The sequence below is a fragment of the Achromobacter sp. genome (genome assembly GCF_050285565.1).
In the GTDB taxonomy this organism is placed as follows: domain Bacteria; phylum Pseudomonadota; class Gammaproteobacteria; order Burkholderiales; family Burkholderiaceae_B; genus Achromobacter.
In genome coordinates this window covers 199,513-217,093 of the sequence record NZ_JBLZXG010000007.1, presented here as the reverse complement: position 1 = coordinate 217,093, position 17,581 = coordinate 199,513, and the positions used below count along the sequence as shown (strand labels likewise).

The window sequence follows — 17,581 nt, the reverse complement described above, 5'->3', positions numbered from 1 at the left end:
GGGGCCGGCGGCGCGGATCAGGCCGTCGCGGGCGCGCGGTAGGTCTTCTGGTAATGCACCGTGAAGGTCTTGAACGCGTCCAGCGCCTTGCGCGGATCGTGGCCCGGCTTGACCAGGAAACTGTCGAAACCGACGCGCGCCTGGTAGTGGATGGTGTCGATCATCACGTCGCCGACGGCGCGCAGCTCGCCGCGCCACTGGTAGCGGGTGCGCAGCAGTTGCGCCAGCGAATAGCCGCGGCCATCGGTATAGACCGGGAAGTCCACCGCGATGAAGGCGATGCCGGCGGGGTCGAGCGTGCCATCGGCTTCCAGCAGGTCGCGCAGGTCGGCGTCCGGTTCCAGCCGCACCGCGACCGGATGGCGGTGGCGGCGCAGCGTGGCGCGCGAGGCCTTCCAGGTGGCCAGCGGCACGATCCAGCCGGGTTGGTCGGGGGGCACCTGGCCTTCGGCCGCCACTTCGGGGTCGGGCACGAAGGGCCGGGCGTCGTCGGCTTCCAGCCGGCCGTTGCGGATCAGGTGCGGGCCGGGGGCGTCATGGGCGTAGGGCTCAGACATGGGCGGCCTCCTGCGCCTGGGGTTTGGCGAAGGCCGGGTCGGCATACACGTCGTGCTTGAAGGGGTCGATGCCGACGCGATCCACCACATCGATAAAGCGTTCTTCTTCGCTATCGCGCAGGCCCAGGTAGGTGCGGATCAGGCGCTCGACCACGCCCGGCACCTGGTCGCGGGCGAACGAGGGGCCGATGATGCGGCCGATGGCGGCGCCGCCGCCCTTCGTGGATTCGATGTCGGGCAGCGGCTTGGCGGCGCCGTTCTGGCGGCCGCCGATGGTGACCTGGTACCACTCCTCGCCGGCCTTATCCACGCCCAGGATGCCGATGTGGCCGACGTGGTGGTGGCCGCAGGAGTTGATGCAGCCGGAGATGTTCAGATCCAGCTCGCCGATCTCGAACAGGTAGTCGAGGTTGTCGAACTGGCGCTGGATGGCTTCGGCCACGGGGATCGACACGGCGTTGGCGAGCGCGCAGAAATCCCCGCCCGGACAGGCGATGATGTTGGTCAGCAGGCCGACGTTGGGCGTGGCCAGGTTCAACGCTTGCAGCTTGCCCCACAGCTCGTGCAGGCGCGCGCGGCGCACGTCGGCCAGGATCAGGTTCTGCTCGTGCGACACGCGCAGTTCGCCGAAGCCGTATTCATCGGCCAGCGCGGCCACCGCGTCCATCTGATCGGCGGTGATGTCGCCCGGCGGCACGCCGGTGGCCTTGAGCGAGACGGTCACGGCGGCGTAGCCCGGCGCCTTGTGGGCATGCACGTTGGTGCGGAGCCAGCGCGCGAAGCGCGGGTCGGCCGCGGCCAGCGCGGCGGTGTTGTCGGCGTCGTGGGCGGCGTCGGCATCGTATTGCGGCCAGATGAAGCGCGCGGCGATGGTGTCGACGAATTCCTGGGTGATGGTGTCCGGGCCGCCCTTGATCAGCTGCCACTGTTCATCGACCTGCTGCGCGTAGACTTCCGGCGTCAGGTCCTTCACCAGGATCTTGATGCGCGCTTTGTACTTGTTGTCGCGGCGGCCATGCAGGTTGTAGACGCGCAGCGCGGCCTGCAGGTAGGTCAGCAGGTCCTGCCATTGGACGAAGGGATTGATCAGCTTGCCGACGATCGGCGTGCGGCCCATGCCGCCGCCGACCCAGACGCGGAAACCCAGTTTGCCGTCGCGCTCGACCGCCTGCAGGCCGATGTCATGCACGCCGACCGCCGCGCGGTCCTGCACGGCGCCGCTGACGGCGATCTTGAACTTGCGCGGCAGGAAGGCGAATTCGGGGTGCAGCGTGGACCACTGGCGGATGATCTCGCACCACACCAGCGGGTTGATCAGCTCGTCCGGCGCGACGCCGGCGAAGTGGTCGGTGGTGGTGTTGCGGATACAGTTGCCGCTGGTCTGGATGGCGTGCATCTGCACCGTGGCCAGCTCGGCCAGGATGTCCGGCACGTCTTCCAGCCTGGGCCAGTTGAACTGGATGTTCTGGCGCGTGCTGAAGTGGCCGTAGCCGCGGTCCCACTTGCGCGCTATGTGCGCCAGGGTGCGCAGCTGGCGCGAGGCCAGGATGCCGTAGGGAATGGCCACCCGCAGCATCGGCGCGTGGCGCTGGATGTACAGCCCGTTCTGCAGGCGCAGGACGCGGAATTCGTCTTCGGTGAGCTGGCCGTCGAGAAAGCGGCGCGTCTGGTCGGCGAACTGCGCCACGCGCTGCTCGACGAGCTGCTGGTCGACGGGGTCATACACGTACATGTCTACTGCCCTTGAGGTCTTCTCGGTCTGGTCCCCGCAAGCGTGGCCCGCCGTGGGCGGGGACTGGGGATTCATAACCGTAACAGGCAGCCGCTTCGACCGTCTAAGTCATTCTGGTAATAACGGTATGCCCCCACGCGGGGAGTGGACACCCGCGCGCGATGCGCCGGTTCGCCGCCGCCGGGAGGACGGGTGGGGCACGGTGGGCCAGGCGTCCAGGTCGTGGCCATTTCGCGCAGATCGTTCCTCGATTGGCGCCTACAGCGCGGCGTTCACCGCCCAGCGCGCCACCAGCACCAGGATCACGACCAGGCAGGCGGCCATCAACAGGCCGGTGAGGATCAGCGGGGCGGGTTTGTTGTGGGCGATGTCGGCGTCGTAGCCGCGGCCGCGGCGCACGCCGAAAAAGCCCCACAGGACGGATTTGACCGTGCGCAGGAAGCTGAGCATGGAGAGGGTCTCCTGACAGGGGATGCGGCCACTGTAGCCGCCCCGCTGCGGCCGGGGCAGATGCAGATTCGTGCCAGGCGACCGTATCAGATGGCGTCGGCGGGCGTGCCGATGCCGCGCACGATGTGGTCAAGAAGTTCGCGCGCGGCCGGCGAGATGTGGCGGCCGGCGCGGCTGAGCACATGCAGGCTGCCCTGGTTGAGGATGGGGTTGGCCAGCGGCAGGCTGGCCAGCCGCAGCGCCGCCATGTCGGCGGTGACGGCGATGGGCGGCGTCAGGGCGTAGCCGATGCCGGTGGCGGCGAACTGCCACAGCGCCTTGAAGGACGAGGTGGTCAGCACGTTGCGCAGGCTCACCTGTTCGCTGATCTCGGCGGCCTGGATGTGCTGGCGCACGCCGAAGCCTTCCTGCATCGAGGCGCCGGGGTAGTCGACCAGGTCGGTCAGCAGCAGCGGGCGCTGTAGCCTGGTCAGCGGATGCTCCTGGCGCACGATGGCGCGGATCGGCTCCGGCCGCGCATAGTGTGTGCGCAAGCGCGCGTCGTTGGGCGGCTGGAACACCAGTCCGATGTAGGCCTGGTCGTCGACGATGCGCTGCGCGATCTCGGAGGTGCGCGCCACATCGATGTCCAGCGTCACCTCGGGATGGCTGCGCCAATAGCCGGGCAGCACGCGGTCGAACATCAGCTCGACGAACCCTTCGCCCAGCACCAGGTCGATGTGGCCGCGTTCGGCCTTGCGCAGGCTGTCGATTTCCGAGAAGAAGCTCTCCTGGATGTTCTGCTGGCGCTTCACGTAGCGCGCCAGGATGTGGCCGGCATCGGTCGGCACCACGCCGCGGCCGCGCCGCTCGAACAGGGCCATGCCACAGTCGCGTTCCAGTGCGGCGATGGCGCGGCTGACGGCGGACGGATCCATATTGAGGACTTCGGCGGCGCCGCGCACCGACCCCCGGCTCATGACCTGCATGAAGTAATGGGTGCGGCGGGCATCGAGTTTTTCGTCCATGGGGGCGCTCCGTGGCGCAAAGGCGTCGGTTCGGTCTGCAACAAATAGAGGGTTTACCCTAATATATTGCCGGCTCTTGCAAAAAATTCCCTGCCAAGGGGCGGCTGTTGCATTTTACGCAACACAATTGCGCCGGGGATGTCATGGTTGGCGTGGCGCCCCCCGGGCGAAAATCGCTCCGGCCGCCCGCCCGCGCCGATACCTACTCACGTACTCAGGGGAATCCGATGTCTCATGCCAGCGCCAGCCTGGCCATGCCCGCCATGCCGCTGTCCAGCCGCATCCGCATGCTTGTCGCCATCTTGCTGGTGGTGCTCGTGTCCGAAGCGATCGGCAGCATCACCTTCGCGGTGGGCCCGGGCAAGATCGTTCTGCAGCCCATGCTCTGGGCCATCTTCATCGGCGCGGTCGTGGCCGCCTGCGGCCAGCGCCTGCCGGCCGGCGCCGGCATCGACAGGGCCATGCAGACCCGCATCAGCGGCTATCTGCAATACGCGCTGCTGCCGTTCCTGGCCAAGCTCGGCCTGATGGTCGGCGGTTCGCTGCCGCAGGTGCGCGAGGCCGGCTGGGCCCTGGTGTTCCAGGAATTCGGCCACTTCTTCGGCACCATGGCCATCGGCCTGCCGCTGGCGCTGTTGCTGGGCATCAAGCGCGAAGCCATCGGCGCGACGTTCTCGGTGGGCCGCGAGCCCAGCCTGGCGATCATCGGCGAGCGCTACGGCATGAATTCGCCCGAAGGCCGCGGCGTGATGGCCGAGTACATCACCGGCACCGTGATCGGCGCGCTGTTCGTGGCGCTGATGGCCGGCTTCATCACCAGCCTGAACATCTTCGATCCGCGTTCGCTGGCCATGGGCGCCGGCGTGGGCTCGGGCAGCATGATGGCCGCCGGCGTGGGCGCGATCGCCTCGCAGCAGACGCCGGAAGTGGCGCACCAGGTGGCCGCGCTGGCCGCCGCCGCCAACCTGCTGACCACGGTGGTGGGCGTGTACTTCACGTTGTTCATCTCGCTGCCGACCACGGTCTTCCTGTATGGCAAGCTGGAGCCGGTGCTGGGCCGTTTCGCGCGCGGCAAGGCCGCCTCCGCCGCCGCCGAGACCCCGGCCGCCACCGATGCGCCGTCGCACGCCGTCAAGATGGGTTTTGGCGACCGCCTGACCGCCTATGCCGTGTGCGGCCTGTTCGCGCTGGTCGGCAACCAGTTCGGCTACAAGGTGCCGATCCTGGACGCGCTGCCCGGCATGCTCATCATCATCCTGCTGGTGGTGATCGCCGACCTGCTGCTGCGCGTGGTGCCCAAGCTGCCGGCCGTGGCGGTGCTGTCGCTGATCGCGATGACGGTGGGCTGCCCCGGCGCGGTGCCGTACTCGGATCAGATCATTGCCGCCGTTGGCAAGGTCAACTTCCTGCCGTTCACGACGGTGATCCTGGCGATGGCCGGCCTGTCGATCCTGAAAGACCTGCCGGCCTTCCGCAAGCTGGGCTGGAAGATCGTGGTGGTGTCGCTCGCGGCCAACGCCGGCACCTTCCTGGGCGCGACGATGATCGCCGAGTTTTTCCACTGATCGGACGCCTTGCCGTCCGGCCAGCAGAAGCCGCCCACGGGGCGGCTTTTTGCTGGCCGGCGTCGGCGCGGTTCAGGTGCGGGCGTCGGGCCGGTAGCGGGCGTTGTCGGTGGCGTTCTCGGTGGGGCCGATGTTCTCGACCTTGGGAATGCCCAGTCCGCTGGCCTTCATGGCCACGGCGGTCTGCAATTCCTGCACCTGCGGATTGCCCATGGCGACGCGGTAGGGTTGCAGCGGCGTCAGGCCCTCGATGGTGCCGAGGTCATTGGCGTGGCCAGCGCGCAGCGCGGCCGGATCGGGACGCGCCGCGAATTCCTCGACCGCGCGGCGCAGGCGGGCGTCGGCGTACAGGTCCCGCAACTGGTCGACGTTGACGCTGGTCGGCGCGGCGGCCGCGAGGGCAACCGCTTGGGATGGCTTGTTCTTGACGACGCGACCGGCATCGGCGTTGTCGGCCTGGGACGGGACGGCGGCCCGGGCGATGCGCTGGGCCTGCCAGGCGGCCTGCGCCTGATCGCTGCGCCGGGCCTGACGCGTAGCGGCATTGCGGGCGGCCCACTCGGCCTCCCACACGGGGCGGGTATCGTCCAGCAGCGGAATGCGCGCGGCATACGGCGCGGCCACTCGGGCGATGGGGGAGACGGCGGACACGTTCATGCGTGGACTCCCGATTCGATGAGGGTTACAGGTTGGTCTGGCCGGTATCTCGAAAGTTCAATATAGACGGCGCCACCGCCGCCGGCATTTCCATCTGTAAGAAAAAAACGCCCCTGGCAAGCACCAGGGGCGAGCGACGGGTCCAAGGGGACGCGCCGTACCAGGCCAGCGCCCGGCCCACGGCCCGGCGGGATCCGCGGGCGTGGCGCCGGCCCAAACCGGGCCGGGGGGTCAGGCGGGCGGCAGCGTGGCCTGCATCGACGCACGCTGGTTGAACGCCTTGAACCAGGCGGCGACGGCGGGGTGGCCGGCGCGCCAGTCGAAATCGGGATAGCGGAAGTCCAGGTAGCCCAGGGCGCAACCGATGGTGATGGTGCCGATGTCGAGGCGGCCTTCGAGGCTGGCGGCGGTTTTTTCCAGCAGCGCCAGGCCGTCGCGCACCTTGCCCATCTGGCCTTCGTACCAGCCGTCCCAGCGCAGCGGCTCGGGCCGCAGCACGGTTTCGTAGCGCGCCAGCAGCGCCGCGCCCAGCATGCCATCGCCCAGCGATTGCTCGGTCAGCGCGCGCCAGCGGGCGGTGCCGGTCGGGAACAGCGCGCCCTGGCCCAGGTCGTTCAGGTATTCGCAGATGACGCGGCTGTCGAACAGGCGCTGGCCGTCGTCGGTGATCAGCGTCGGCACCTGGCCCAGCGGGTTGTCGGGGATGATGGTCTGGTCGCGCGCCACCGGGCCGGCGGCGCTGGGCAGCTTTTCGATGCGGTCGGCCAGCCCCAGTTCGTGGGCGATGACCATGCATTTGCGCACGAAGGGCGAGGCGGGCGAGAAGTAGATTTTCATGGGTGTCCTTGTCGGTGGGGGAGCGTCAGTGTTGGCCATGGGCCAGGTGTTGTCCAGCGACCCAGCCGAAAGTCAGGGCGGGGCCGAGCGTGATGCCGGGCGCGGGGTAGGCGCCGCCCATGACCGAATGCATGTCGTTGCCGGCCACGTAGAGGCCGGGGATCGGCTGGCCGTCGCCGTCCAGGGCTTGGGCGTTGCTATTGGCGGCGATGCCGCAGGCGGTGCCGATGTCGCCGGCATAGACTTTGACCGCGTAGTACGGGCCGGCGCCGAGCGGCGCCAGGCAGGGGTTGGGCTGGTGTTCCGGATCGCCCAGGTAGCGGTTGTAGGCGGTGCCGCCCTTGCCGAAGTCCGGGTCCAGGCCCTGCGCCGCGTGTTCGTTGTAGCGCGCCACGGTGGCGCGCAGCGCGTCGGGCGGCACGCCCAGCTTCTGCGCCAGCGCTTGCAGCGTCGGCGCCTGCAGCAGGTAACCGGCGTCGATCAGGTGCTGGCGCGGGCGACCGCCCGGCAGCGCCAGGCCCAGGCCCCAGGTGTCGATGAAGCGCTGGTCGCACAGCAGGAAGGCCGGCATGGTCGGCACCTGTTCGTGGCTGCGGTACATGGCCTGCACGAAGGCGTGGTACGAGGTCGATTCGTTGACGAAGCGGCGGCCGGCGCCGTTGACGGCGATCAGGCCGGGCTTGGCGCGGTCCCATACCAGGTGCGGGTAGTGCAGCCGCTTGCCGCCGGGCTGCTCCAGGATCGAGACCGGGGCCCAGAAGGCGGGGCTGGAATAGCCCTGGCCCAGCGTCGCGCCGGCGGCTTCGGCCAGGCGGATGCCGTCGCCGGTATTGTCGCGCGGCGCCATCGACCAGTCGCCGGTGGGATGCGGGTAGGTCTGGCGGCGGCGTGTGGAATCCCAGGGAAAGCCGCCGGTGGCCATGACCACGCCGCGCCGGGCGCGAATGTTCATGCGCCGGCCGTCATGCTCGACCGTGGCGCCCAGCACCGCGCCGTTGGCGTCGCGCAGCAGCGCCACCGCCGGCGTGTTCAACCAGTAGGGGATCTTGCGCGTCAGCATGGCGTGGAACAACTGCGCGGCCAGTGCGTTGCCCAGCAGCAGGCGGGTGCCGCGATGGTAGCCGCGCAGGCGGTCGGCGCCGTAGCGCAGCACCAGCTTCATGGCGTGGCGCCACGAGGCCAGCGCGCGGGTGGCGCGCAGCAGGTGGCGCACGTCGGTGATGCTGACCATCATGCCGCCCAGCACCGTGAATTCCTTGAGCGGATCGCGCAGCGTCTTGAAATGGCGGCCCAGCTTGCGGCCGTCGAATTCCAGCGGATCGAGCGAGCGGCCGCCCATGGCCGCGCCGGGCAGGTCGGGGTAATAGTCGGGCGAGGCAGTGCGCGCGGCCACTTGCAGGAAGCCGCGCCGCACCAGGTCATCCATCATGCGCGGGCCGGCGTCGAGATAGGCGCGCTTCATGTCGTCGCAGGCCGCGTCGCCGACGGTTTCCCGCAGATAGGTCCAGACCTTCTCGAAGCTGTCAGGATGGCCGGCGGCCTCGGTCTGGGCGTTCAGCGGTATCCACAGCGCGCCGCCGGAAATGGCGGTCGAGCCGCCGATGCGGTCGGTCTTTTCGATGAGCAATACGTCCAGCCCCGCCACGCTGGCGGTCAGGGCGGCGCTCATGCCGCCGGCGCCCGAGCCGACCACGAGCGCGTCGACTTCCTTGTCCCACTTGATGCTGTCCATGCTGCCTATGCTCCCGACCCGCCCAGCGATTTGCCGCCGTCCACGAAGATCACCTGGCCGGTGATGAAGTCCATTCGCGGCGAGGCCAGGAATGCCACCGCGTTGGCCACGTCTTGCGGCCGGCCGGCACGGCCCGTGGGTTGCAACGCCAACTGCGCCGCCAGGCGCTCGGCGCTCAGGTTGCGCAGCAGCGGCGTGTCGATCAGCCCGGGGGCGATGGCGTTGACCAGGATGCCGCGCGGCGCCAGTTCCATGGCCGAGGCGCGGGTGTAGCCCACCAGCGCGGCCTTCGAGGCCACGTAGTGGGGGTGATTGCGCGCGCCAAGATAGGCGCGCGAGGCGATGTTGACGATCCTGCCGCCGGCGGGCATGTCGCGCGCGGCCTCCTGCGTCAGCGTGGCGACAGCCAGCAGGTTGACGTCGTACATGCGGCGGTAGTCGTCGCTGGTGACGTCGAAGAACTTGCGCTCGTCGAACAGGCCGGCGTTGTTGACCAGCGCCGCCAGCGGCGCCAGTTCGCGCACCAGGGCGCGGGTGGCGTGTTCGTCGGCCAGGTCGACCACGCGGTAGTCCACCTCAAGGCCCTGAGCGCGCAGGGTCTGGGTTTCCTTTTCGGCCAGGGCCGCGTTGCGGTCGGCCATGACGACGCGAAAGCCATCGCGCGCCAGGCGTTCGACGATCGCCAGGCCCATGCCGCTTGCGCCGCCGGTGACCAGCGCGGTGCCGGGGGAGGTAAGGGGTTCCATATCGATTCCTATACGGCCAGGTAGCCGCCGTCCACCGGCAGCACCACGCCATTGACGTAGCTGGCCATGTCCGAGGCCAGGAACAGCACGGGGCCGACGATCTCGTCGGCGCGTCCGGCCCGCGCCATGGGCGCGCGCCGCAGGTACCAGTCGGTGCCGTGGGCCTGGGCGCGCTGGCCGGCGGTCATCTCGGTTTCCATCAGGCCGGGGGCGACGGCGTTGACGCGCACGCCATGCGGCGCCAGGTCGCGCGCCAGCACTTCGGTGAACGAGCGCACGCCGCCCTTGGACACCACGTAGCCGGCGGTCGAGATGCCGCAGCCGTACGCCACGATCGAGCACAGGTTGACGATGGCGCCACGGCTGGCCTTGAGCTGTTCGACAAAGGCGTGGGTGACGTTGAAGGTGCCCTGCAGGTTCACGTTCATCACGCGTTCCCAGATCTGCGGGGTCTGCGGATCGTCGAACGGCGCGCGCGCCGAGATGCCGGCATTGTTGACCAGCACGTCGATGGCGCCATGACGCGCCTCGCATTCGGCGGCGAAGGCGCGCACCGCCTGCGCATCGGTGACGTCCAGCGCCGCGTCGATGGCGCGGCCGCCCGCCGTGGCGATGGCCTGGGCGCTGGCGCGGGCCAGCGCGGGGTCCAGGTCGGCCACGATCACCGTGGCGCCTTCGCGGGCGAAGCCCTGCGCGATGGTGGCGCCCAGGCCGCGCCCGGCGCCGGTGACGAGGACTCGCTTGTCTTGCATCATGCCCATGGTTTTCTCCCTAGCCGCCCAGATAGGCGCGCTGCACGCCCTCGTCGCTGGCCAGCGCGGCCGATTCGCCTTGCAGCGCGATCTCGCCGTTCTCCAGGATGTAGGCGTAGCTGGACACCGACAGCGCCAGCTTCACGTTCTGTTCCACCAGCAGGATGGTGATGCCCTGTTCGCGGTTCAGGCGCAGCACGATGTCGAAGATCTGCTCCACCACCAGCGGCGACAGGCCCATGGACGGTTCATCCAGCAGGATCATGCGCGGGCGCGCCATCATGGCGCGGCCGGTGGCCAGCATCTGCTGCTCGCCGCCCGAGAGCGTGGCGGCCTTCTGTTCGAAGCGCTCGCGCAGGCGCGGGAAGGTGTCGCAGACCATGTCCAGGTCGGCCTTGACGGCCTGGCGGTCCTGGCGCAGGTAGGCGCCCATCTCCAGGTTCTCGCGCACGCTCATGTCGCGGAAGATCTCGCGGCCTTCCGGCACCTGCACGATGCCGCGGCCGACGATGGCGTCTGCGGACTGGCGGTGGATGGCCTCGCCGGCAAAGCGCACGCTGCCCGCGGTGGGCGTCACCAGGCGCGAGATCACGTTGAGCGTGGTGGACTTGCCGGCGCCGTTGGCGCCCAGCAGCGCGACGATGGCGCCTTGCGGCACTTTCAGCGACACGTCCTGCAGGGCGCGGATGTTGCCGTAGGCGGCGCTGACCGATTCGACTTCAAGCAGGTTCTCAGCCACCGGCGGCTCCCTTGCCCAGATAGGCTTCGATGACGCGGGGGTTGCTGCGCACCTCCGCGGGTGTGCCTTCGGCGATCTTCTCGCCGAACGACATGACGGTGATGCGATCTGAGATCGACATCACCAACTGCATCACGTGCTCGACCAGCAGCACCGTGATGCCGTCGCGTTCGCACAGGTCGGTCAGGATGCGGTCGAGGGTCTCGATTTCGCGGTTGCGCAGGCCGGCGGCGGGCTCGTCCAGCAACAGCAGCTTGGGCGAGATGGCCAGCGCGCGCGCCAGTTCCAGCATTTTCTGGCGGCCGAAGTCCAGGCTGCACGCGGGCGTGTCGAGGAAGTCGGCCAGGCCGACGCGCTCCAGCAGATGTTCGACGCGCTCGCGCGCCTCGGCATTGGCCGGGCGCAGCAGCCGCGAGGCCGTGCTGGCGCCGTGCGCGTAGGTGCCCAGCAGCGCGTTCTCGCGCACGGTCAATGCGCTGAACAGCTCCAGGTTCTGGAAGGTGCGGGCCACGCCCAGCGCGGCCATCTCGTGCGGCTTCTTCTTGGTGATGTCGATGCCGTCAAAGACAATGCGGCCCTGCGTCGGCCGGTAGTAGCGCGAAACGCAGTTGAAAGTGGTCGACTTGCCGGCGCCGTTGGGGCCGATCAGCGCATGAATGCGGCCGCGCTCGACCTGCATCGACAGGCCATTGATGGCGGTCAGGCCGCCGAACTTCACCGTCAGGCCCTGGACGTCGAGGTAGGGTTGGGCGCTCATGCCGCGCTCCTTTGCGTGGGTTTGGCGGTGGCGCCTGGGGCGCCCTGGCGCGCGGGCAGCGGCGCGGCCGGCGGCGGGGCGCGGCGGCTGGCCTCGCGGCCGGCGAACAGGCCCTTGGGCGCGAACATCATGAAGCCCATCAGGATCACGCCGTAGATGATTTCCTGGAACGACAGCGCCTGGCGCAGCAGTTCCGAGATCAGGCCGAAGCCGAGCGCGCCGACGATGGCGCCGCGCACCGAGCCGATGCCGCCCACCACCACCATGGTGAGGATCAGGATGGTGGTCTGGAAGCCCAGGCTTTCGGGGTGGATGAACGAGGCGAACGTGGTGTACATGCCCCCGGCGATGCCGGCATAGGCGGCCGACAGCGTGAAGGCGGTGCGCTTGATGGCGTTGACGTTCACGCCCATGGCCTGCGCCGCCACGTCGCTTTCGCGCACGGCGCGAAAGGCCGAGCCCAGTTGCGAGCGTGACAGCGCCACGGTGAGCCACAACAGCAGCGCGGCGATCGCGACCACGAACGGGTAGGCCTTGATGTCCGACACCAGCTCATAGCCGAACAGCGTGGCCGGCGAGATGCGAAACCCGTTCGAGCCGTTGGTCACCGACTGCCAGTTCAGGAACACCCACTGCATCGCCTCGCCGAAGGCGAAGGTCGACAGCGCCAGGTAGATGTCGCGCATGCGCAGCGCCAGCGCGCCGATGAGGTAGCCGAGCGCGGCGGCCAGCAGCCCGCCCGCCACGATCGAGACGAAGAAGGGCGGATGCCACAAGTTGTTGATCAGGCCGGCGGTGTAGATGCCGACGCCGTAGAAGGCGGCGTGCGACAGCGCGAACTGCCCGGTTTCGCCGATGACGATGTGCAAGCCCAGGGCCAGCACCATGAACACCATCAGCAGGTTGACGACGTAGATCACATAGCCGCTGGCCACGAACGGCAGGGCCGCCAGCGCCACGGCCATCAGCGCCAGCAGGGCGCGGTCGGTGTTGGATTTCATACTTTTTTCACCTGCAATTTGCCGCCCAGCAGGCCTTGCGGACGCAGCAGCAGCACCACCATGATGGCGACGAAGGGCGCCACCACGATGGCGTTGGTCGAAATGAACAGACCCACCAGGTTCTCGGCCACGCCGATCACGAAGCCGCCGACCACCGCGCCGGGCAGGCTGGTGATGCCGCCGACGATGGCGGCCGCGTAGGCCAGGATGGCGATGTGGCCGATGTCCGGCGTGATCAGGATCTTGGGCGTGATGAGCAGCGCGGCCACGGCCGAAATCAGCCCCGACAGCGCCCACACCATCATGCGGATGCGCGTCAGGTTCACGCCCACCAGGCGCGCGGCCTTGGGGTTCATGCCGACGGCGCGCATGGCCTTGCCCACGCGGGTATGGGTGAACATCACGTACAGCAGCAGCATCACGCCCACGGCCACGGCGAAGATCACCAGATCCAGCTGCGTCAGCACGGCGTCGCCGATGATGATGGCGTCGGTCGGGGCCAGCGGCGGCAGCGAGCGCGGCGTGTCGCCCAGCCCGGTCTGGCGCACCAGCCCTTTAAGGGCGTAGGCCAGGCCCAGCGTGGCGATCACCATCTGCACCCCCACCCCCTTGGAAGCGATGACGCGCTCCATGACGACGCGCTGGAACAGGCCGGAGACCGCCGCCACCACCAGCAGCGTGACCGGAATCACGACCAGGTAGGGCCAGCCCAGCACCAGGGTCAGGAACAGGGCGATGTAGCCCCCGACCATGAAGATCTCGCCCTGGGCGAAATTGGGCACGTCGGTGGTCTTGAAGATAATGACGACGGCGACCGCCAGCAGCGCGTAGACGCTGCCCGTCACCAGTCCCGACAGCACCCCCTGCTGCAGGAACAACCAGATATCGGTAAAGCTCATGATGGTCTCCGGCGGTCCGCGCGGCGCTGCGCCGCGGCGCGGACCTGGCCTGTGGCGGCGGTTACGGCTGGTACTGCCAGACGCTCTTGAAGGCACCCGGCACGAGCGCCATGTTGGTGCCATCGAACTTGATGTAGATGGCCGATTCCTGCGCGGCGCGGTCGTTCGGGCCGAATTCGATCGGGCCGGCCATGACGCCGGAGTCGAACTTCATGGTCTCCAGCGCGGCCAGCACCTTCTCGCGGGTGGGCTGCGGGCCGGCGGCCTTGAGCGCGTTGACCACCGCCATGGCCGGTGGCAGGCCATAGGGCATGTAGGTCTGCGGATGGCCGGGCTTGGCGGCCAGCTCCGGATAGGCCTGTTTGTACATGTCGTAGACCCAGGTCAGCTTGGGGCCGCCCGGCATGTCGCTCAGCACTTCCTGGATGTAGACGTTCTTGAAGGCGTCCTTGTTGCCGACGTTCTCGACCAGTTGCTTCAGATCCGCGGTGCCGTTGACGGCCAGCACGATGGGCTTGTTCCAGCCCAGTTCCTGCGCCTTCTTGATGATCAGCGCGGCCGGGCGGGCATACGTCGTCAGCAGCAGCACGTCGGGGTTGCCGGCGCGGATCTTCAGCATCGGCGCGGTGACGTCGGTGATGTTGGGATTGACCGACTGCACTTGCAGGTTGACGCCGCCCAACTGCTTGGCCTGGGCCTGCGCGGCCTCCAGGTTCCAGCCGCCGTAGGCATCGTCGTGGTTGATGTAGCCGATCTTCTTGCCCTTGAGGTGCTCGGCGGCGAACTGCACCATCGAGCCGCCCACGGCGTGCTGCGAGATCGAGAAGGCGCCGTAGATGTACTTGGACGGCGGATACAGCGCGCCGTCGCCGGAGGCGTTCAGCATGACCAGCGGCATCTTTTCGCGTTCGACGTATTCGCGCGCGGCCACCACGGCGGCCGAGCATGAGCCGCCGTTCAGCAGGAACACCTTGTCCTGCTCGGTCAGCTTCTTGACCGCGGCCACCAGGTCGTTGGCGTTGCAGCGGTCGTCCTCGATCACCAGTTCGATCTGGCGGCCGTTGATGCCGCCTTCCTTGTTGACCTTGGCGTACCACATCTTGGCGGCATTGAGCACGTCAAAACCATAGGCCATGCCGCTGCCCGAGAGCGGCGCGAACAGGCCGATCCTGATGGTCTTGTCGGTGATGCCGGGTTCCTGCTGGGCCTGGGCGGAGGCGCCCAGGGCGAGGGCGCATAGCGCGGCGGCCGCGTGGCGGCGGAGGTGCTTCATGGTTTGTCTCCCGTTTTTTGAGTGCGCGCCTTTATCCATGGCGCGTTGCTGCGAGGGCGGCGAGGCCGCCGGATTGGTTCACTGCATGCGGTAGCCGCCGTTGACGTCGATGACGCTGCCGGTGATGTAGCCCGCTTCTTCCGAGGCCAGGAAGCGTACGGCGGCGGCCACGTCGTCCACCGTGCCGATGCGGCCCAGCGGAATCGCCTGCGCCGCGGCTGCCAGCGCGCCGCTGCTGGTGACGGTGCTGCGCAGCATGTCGGTGTCGATCAGCCCCGGCGCGATGCCGTTGACGGTGATGCCCAGGTGCGCGGATTCGCGCGCCATGGCCTTGGTCAGGCCCAGCACGGCCGATTTGGCGGCGATATACGAGGCGCTGGAGCGGTAGCCGCCCAACTGCGCGGCGACCGAGGTGAAGGTGACGATGCGGCCGTGCTGGAGCGGCGCGGCTTCGCGCCGGCGCAGGTAGGCGCGGCCGCACAGGAACACGCCGCGCGCGTTGACGGCGAAGCTGCGTTCCCAGATGTCGAGCGGGGTGTCCTTGATCAGCGGGCGTTCGCCGTTGGGCTGGAACAGCAGCAGGCCGGCGGCGCTGACCAGCACGGCGATGGGGCCGTGGGCCTGTTCGATCTGGTCGAACGCGGTTTCGACGGCGTTTTCGTCGCTGACGTCGAAGGCGTGGGCGCTGTGCGGCGCGCCCAGTTCGTCGGCCACGCGGCCGGCGCGCCGGGCGTCCACGTCGGATACCACCACGCGGTAGCCGGCGCGGGCCAGTTCCTGGCAGATGGTGGCGCCGATGCCGCCACCACCGCCGGTGACGAGCGCGAGCCGCGCGGCCGGGCCCGCGGCCGGCGTGGATACATTGGACATGCTGTCTCCTGTTGCACGGATTCGCCTGCCTTGGGAGAGGCGTCCGCTGATCTGAATTTTTTGCGATTATGTATACATGAAGAGGCCGCAGGTATAGGGGGTTTCCCGTAGTTAGTCTGAAACTTTGAGGGTCTTCATTGGGGAAAGCCCTAGCGGCGTGGTAAGGGGCGGTGTCGCATGTATTCTTCATGTATACAATGCAGACATGGATACGCTATCTCAACACGTGACCGATACGCTGCGGGACTGGGTGCTGCATGGCAAGTTCAGCCCCGGGGCCCGCCTGGAGGAAATTCCGCTGGCCGAGAAGCTGGGGGTGTCGCGCACGCCGGTGCGGGCGGCGCTGGCGACGCTGGGCAATGAGGGGCTGCTGGAGCATTTGCCCAAGCGTGGCTATACGGTGCGGGCCTATGACCTGGCCGAGATCGTGGCGGCTTATGAGGTGCGCGCGGCGCTCGAAGGCCTGGCCTGCCGGCAGGCGGCGTTGCGCGGGCTATCGAACGACGCGGTGGCGGTGCTGAAGAATTGCCTGGACGAAGGCGATCGGATTCTCGGCAAGGGGGTGTTGCTGGGGGAGGATCATCTGCCTTACCAGCAGGTCAACATCACTTTGCATAATGCGATCCTGGAGGCGGCGGGCAACCCGTGGGTGAAGCGGTTCGCGACGCAGGCGCAGGCGATTCCGTATGCGTCGGATCGGATCATCCTGTGGGAGGATCATGGGATCATCCTGCGGTCGCATGATGATCATCATCGGATCGTCAATGCCATCATTGCGCGGGATGGGGCGCGGGCCGAGGATCTGATGCGCGAGCATGTCTATTACGCGGGGATCATTCTCAAGGGGAATTATGAGAGGTTGGCGCAGGCCTATCGGGTTTGAGGGGGATTGTTGTCGCTGTGGGCGGGGCTGTTGGGTTCTTTAGGCGCGGGTGACGGGGCCGGCGGGGGATGGCGGGGCTACGATTGCGGTCCGGAGCCTTCGCTCCGGACTGCCCCGTCGTCATCTTCGTCACAGCCTTCGGCTGTTCCTTCAGATTCCCTCGGGCGCATCTACACGCCCCGCCATCCCCCGCCGGCCCCGTCACCCGCTCGCGATGAGACTTAACGGCGGCCGCTGGGGCGGCCTTCTTTGGCGTTTGGGGGGGCTGGCGTCGGGGCGGTGGCGCTGCGCGCTGGCCGCGCCGCCGCGTTCGCGGAGCGCTCAGCCGGGCAGGCCGGTTTCCAGGCAGGGGCTGAATTCGCCGGTGGCGGGGTCGCGCAGGAACAGGACGCCGGTGGCGACGCCGAAGTAGGTGCCGTGCAGCTCCAGGTCGCCGTTTTCGACGCGGCGGCGGATGGAGGGGAACGTCATCAGGTTGTTCAGGCTGTGGCCGATGACGGCGAGTTCCAGGCGCTTGAGGTTGGCGGCGCGGTCTTCGCCGCCGGGGCCGAGTTCTTCGGCGACGGGGGCGATCTGGGACATCCATTTGCCGATGAAATCGCCCTTGGTGAGCGGCTTGGCGTCATCGAAGAAGGCGCGGATGCCGCCGCAGGAGGCGTGGCCGAGGACGACGATGTGCTTGACGTTCAGGCCGTTGACGGCGAATTCGATGGCGGCGCTGGTGCCGTGGTACGAGGATTCGGAGTCGGGATCACAGGGCGGGACCAGGTTGGCGACGTTGCGCACGACGAACATTTCGCCGGGGCCGGCGTCGAAGATGGCTTCGGGCGAGACGCGCGAGTCGCAACAGCCGATGATCAGGATTTCCGGGCTTTGCCCAGTTTCGGCCAGTTTTTCGTAGCGGCTGCGTTCGGAGTGGAAGCGGCCGGCGAGAAAGGACTGATAGCCTTCGGTGAGTCTTTTGGGAAACATGATCTTTTCACTTCCTTGGTAACGAGGCCGGGCATGCCGGCGTGCCGGCGGACGCAACAAGGGGCTTCGTGTGGAAGCCCCTATTGTCGAGTCGGCTGCCGAATTTTCCCACATCTGATCCTACGTCTGCCTGACTAAACCCTATCCAGATA

At 68.2% G+C, this 17,581-nt stretch carries 18 protein-coding genes; 2 read left to right on the top strand and 16 right to left on the bottom strand.

Annotation, left to right across the window (positions count from 1 at the left end; translation table 11 throughout):
• Window positions 1-17 precede the first annotated feature (17 nt).
• The 4 genes from ACN6O8_RS16560 to ACN6O8_RS16545 all read right to left on the bottom strand — a co-directional run bounded on the left by ACN6O8_RS16560 (window position 18) and on the right by ACN6O8_RS16545 (window position 3,746).
• Entirely contained in the window at window positions 18-557 is a 540-nt protein-coding gene (locus tag ACN6O8_RS16560; protein ID WP_427992117.1) for a DUF934 domain-containing protein, read from the bottom strand.
• The gene (locus ACN6O8_RS16555; protein WP_427992116.1) at window positions 550-2,289 is read right to left on the bottom strand and encodes a nitrite/sulfite reductase; all 1,740 of its coding nucleotides are present in this window, start codon (window positions 2,287-2,289) and stop codon (window positions 550-552) included. The genes ACN6O8_RS16560 and ACN6O8_RS16555 overlap by 8 nt, the downstream gene beginning before the upstream one ends.
• A gap of 258 nt (window positions 2,290-2,547) precedes the next feature.
• Window positions 2,548-2,739, bottom strand: coding sequence for a DUF2970 domain-containing protein (locus tag ACN6O8_RS16550; RefSeq protein ID WP_006390012.1), 192 nt, complete (start codon window positions 2,737-2,739; stop codon window positions 2,548-2,550).
• 86 nt (window positions 2,740-2,825) lie between these two features.
• Window positions 2,826-3,746 (bottom strand): LysR family transcriptional regulator, encoded by a 921-nt coding sequence (locus tag ACN6O8_RS16545; protein WP_427992115.1) that lies wholly within the window; start codon window positions 3,744-3,746, stop codon window positions 2,826-2,828.
• 227 nt (window positions 3,747-3,973) lie between these two features.
• Here ACN6O8_RS16545 and ACN6O8_RS16540 point away from each other — a divergent pair, with 227 nt between their 5' ends.
• Window positions 3,974-5,311, top strand: a complete 1,338-nt coding sequence (locus ACN6O8_RS16540; protein WP_427992114.1) for a DUF3100 domain-containing protein — start codon at window positions 3,974-3,976, stop codon at window positions 5,309-5,311.
• Window positions 5,312-5,383: 72 nt separating this feature from the next.
• On the opposite strand, the gene ACN6O8_RS16535 is transcribed toward ACN6O8_RS16540, so the two are convergent.
• From ACN6O8_RS16535 to ACN6O8_RS16485, 11 genes are all read right to left on the bottom strand, one after another.
• Complete coding sequence (locus tag ACN6O8_RS16535) at window positions 5,384-5,968, bottom strand: hypothetical protein (protein ID WP_427992113.1); 585 nt, start codon at window positions 5,966-5,968, stop codon at window positions 5,384-5,386.
• 231 nt (window positions 5,969-6,199) lie between these two features.
• Window positions 6,200-6,805: a glutathione S-transferase gene (locus tag ACN6O8_RS16530; protein WP_427992112.1), complete on the bottom strand. Its 606-nt coding sequence runs from the start codon at window positions 6,803-6,805 to the stop codon at window positions 6,200-6,202.
• Window positions 6,806-6,830: 25 nt separating this feature from the next.
• Entirely contained in the window at window positions 6,831-8,537 is a 1,707-nt protein-coding gene (locus ACN6O8_RS16525) for an FAD-dependent oxidoreductase (RefSeq protein WP_427992111.1), read from the bottom strand.
• Between the two features lie 5 nt (window positions 8,538-8,542).
• Window positions 8,543-9,283 (bottom strand): SDR family NAD(P)-dependent oxidoreductase, encoded by a 741-nt coding sequence (locus tag ACN6O8_RS16520; RefSeq protein WP_427992110.1) that lies wholly within the window; start codon window positions 9,281-9,283, stop codon window positions 8,543-8,545.
• 8 nt (window positions 9,284-9,291) lie between these two features.
• A complete protein-coding gene (locus tag ACN6O8_RS16515; RefSeq protein ID WP_427992109.1) occupies window positions 9,292-10,044 on the bottom strand; it encodes an SDR family NAD(P)-dependent oxidoreductase in 753 nt (250 codons plus the stop codon).
• A 10-nt stretch (window positions 10,045-10,054) separates the two neighbouring features.
• Window positions 10,055-10,774 carry an ABC transporter ATP-binding protein gene (locus ACN6O8_RS16510; protein ID WP_427992108.1) on the bottom strand — a complete coding sequence of 240 codons (720 nt, stop codon included), beginning with the start codon at window positions 10,772-10,774 and terminating at the stop codon, window positions 10,055-10,057.
• Window positions 10,767-11,531, bottom strand: a complete 765-nt coding sequence (locus tag ACN6O8_RS16505; protein WP_427992107.1) for an ABC transporter ATP-binding protein — start codon at window positions 11,529-11,531, stop codon at window positions 10,767-10,769. Before ACN6O8_RS16505 ends, ACN6O8_RS16510 begins: the two co-directional genes overlap by 8 nt.
• The gene (locus ACN6O8_RS16500) at window positions 11,528-12,532 is read right to left on the bottom strand and encodes a branched-chain amino acid ABC transporter permease (RefSeq protein WP_427992106.1); all 1,005 of its coding nucleotides are present in this window, start codon (window positions 12,530-12,532) and stop codon (window positions 11,528-11,530) included. Before ACN6O8_RS16500 ends, ACN6O8_RS16505 begins: the two co-directional genes overlap by 4 nt.
• A complete protein-coding gene (locus tag ACN6O8_RS16495; protein WP_427992105.1) occupies window positions 12,529-13,431 on the bottom strand; it encodes a branched-chain amino acid ABC transporter permease in 903 nt (300 codons plus the stop codon). Before ACN6O8_RS16495 ends, ACN6O8_RS16500 begins: the two co-directional genes overlap by 4 nt.
• 61 nt (window positions 13,432-13,492) lie before the next feature.
• Window positions 13,493-14,704, bottom strand: coding sequence for an ABC transporter substrate-binding protein (locus ACN6O8_RS16490; RefSeq protein ID WP_427992104.1), 1,212 nt, complete (start codon window positions 14,702-14,704; stop codon window positions 13,493-13,495).
• Between the two features lie 78 nt (window positions 14,705-14,782).
• A complete protein-coding gene (locus ACN6O8_RS16485) occupies window positions 14,783-15,574 on the bottom strand; it encodes an SDR family NAD(P)-dependent oxidoreductase (protein ID WP_427992103.1) in 792 nt (263 codons plus the stop codon).
• A 226-nt stretch (window positions 15,575-15,800) separates the two neighbouring features.
• Between ACN6O8_RS16485 and ACN6O8_RS16480 the strand changes: the two genes are divergently transcribed.
• Window positions 15,801-16,457, top strand: coding sequence for a GntR family transcriptional regulator (locus tag ACN6O8_RS16480; RefSeq protein WP_427992102.1), 657 nt, complete (start codon window positions 15,801-15,803; stop codon window positions 16,455-16,457).
• Between the two features lie 321 nt (window positions 16,458-16,778).
• Here ACN6O8_RS16480 and ACN6O8_RS16475 read toward each other — a convergent pair whose 3' ends face one another.
• Window positions 16,779-17,429 (bottom strand): carbonic anhydrase, encoded by a 651-nt coding sequence (locus ACN6O8_RS16475; RefSeq protein ID WP_427992101.1) that lies wholly within the window; start codon window positions 17,427-17,429, stop codon window positions 16,779-16,781.
• Between the last annotated feature and the right edge of the window lie 152 nt (window positions 17,430-17,581).

Bases quoted from the DNA above. Each gene is read 5' to 3' on its own strand.
- ACN6O8_RS16540 (WP_427992114.1), top strand. From the start codon at position 3,974: ATGTCTCATGCCAGCGCCAGCCTGGCCATGCCCGCCATGCCGCTGTCC.
- ACN6O8_RS16555 (WP_427992116.1), bottom strand. From the start codon at position 2,289: ATGTACGTGTATGACCCCGTCGACCAGCAGCTCGTCGAGCAGCGCGTG.
- ACN6O8_RS16485 (WP_427992103.1), bottom strand. From the start codon at position 15,574: ATGTCCAATGTATCCACGCCGGCCGCGGGCCCGGCCGCGCGGCTCGCG.
- ACN6O8_RS16545 (WP_427992115.1), bottom strand. From the start codon at position 3,746: ATGGACGAAAAACTCGATGCCCGCCGCACCCATTACTTCATGCAGGTC.
- ACN6O8_RS16490 (WP_427992104.1), bottom strand. From the start codon at position 14,704: ATGAAGCACCTCCGCCGCCACGCGGCCGCCGCGCTATGCGCCCTCGCC.
- ACN6O8_RS16520 (WP_427992110.1), bottom strand. From the start codon at position 9,283: ATGGAACCCCTTACCTCCCCCGGCACCGCGCTGGTCACCGGCGGCGCA.
- ACN6O8_RS16530 (WP_427992112.1), bottom strand. From the start codon at position 6,805: ATGAAAATCTACTTCTCGCCCGCCTCGCCCTTCGTGCGCAAATGCATG.
- ACN6O8_RS16560 (WP_427992117.1), bottom strand. From the start codon at position 557: ATGTCTGAGCCCTACGCCCATGACGCCCCCGGCCCGCACCTGATCCGC.
- ACN6O8_RS16500 (WP_427992106.1), bottom strand. From the start codon at position 12,532: ATGAAATCCAACACCGACCGCGCCCTGCTGGCGCTGATGGCCGTGGCG.
- ACN6O8_RS16535 (WP_427992113.1), bottom strand. From the start codon at position 5,968: ATGAACGTGTCCGCCGTCTCCCCCATCGCCCGAGTGGCCGCGCCGTAT.
- ACN6O8_RS16495 (WP_427992105.1), bottom strand. From the start codon at position 13,431: ATGAGCTTTACCGATATCTGGTTGTTCCTGCAGCAGGGGGTGCTGTCG.
- ACN6O8_RS16550 (WP_006390012.1), bottom strand. From the start codon at position 2,739: ATGCTCAGCTTCCTGCGCACGGTCAAATCCGTCCTGTGGGGCTTTTTC.
- ACN6O8_RS16475 (WP_427992101.1), bottom strand. From the start codon at position 17,429: ATGTTTCCCAAAAGACTCACCGAAGGCTATCAGTCCTTTCTCGCCGGC.
- ACN6O8_RS16515 (WP_427992109.1), bottom strand. From the start codon at position 10,044: ATGGGCATGATGCAAGACAAGCGAGTCCTCGTCACCGGCGCCGGGCGC.
- ACN6O8_RS16525 (WP_427992111.1), bottom strand. From the start codon at position 8,537: ATGGACAGCATCAAGTGGGACAAGGAAGTCGACGCGCTCGTGGTCGGC.
- ACN6O8_RS16505 (WP_427992107.1), bottom strand. From the start codon at position 11,531: ATGAGCGCCCAACCCTACCTCGACGTCCAGGGCCTGACGGTGAAGTTC.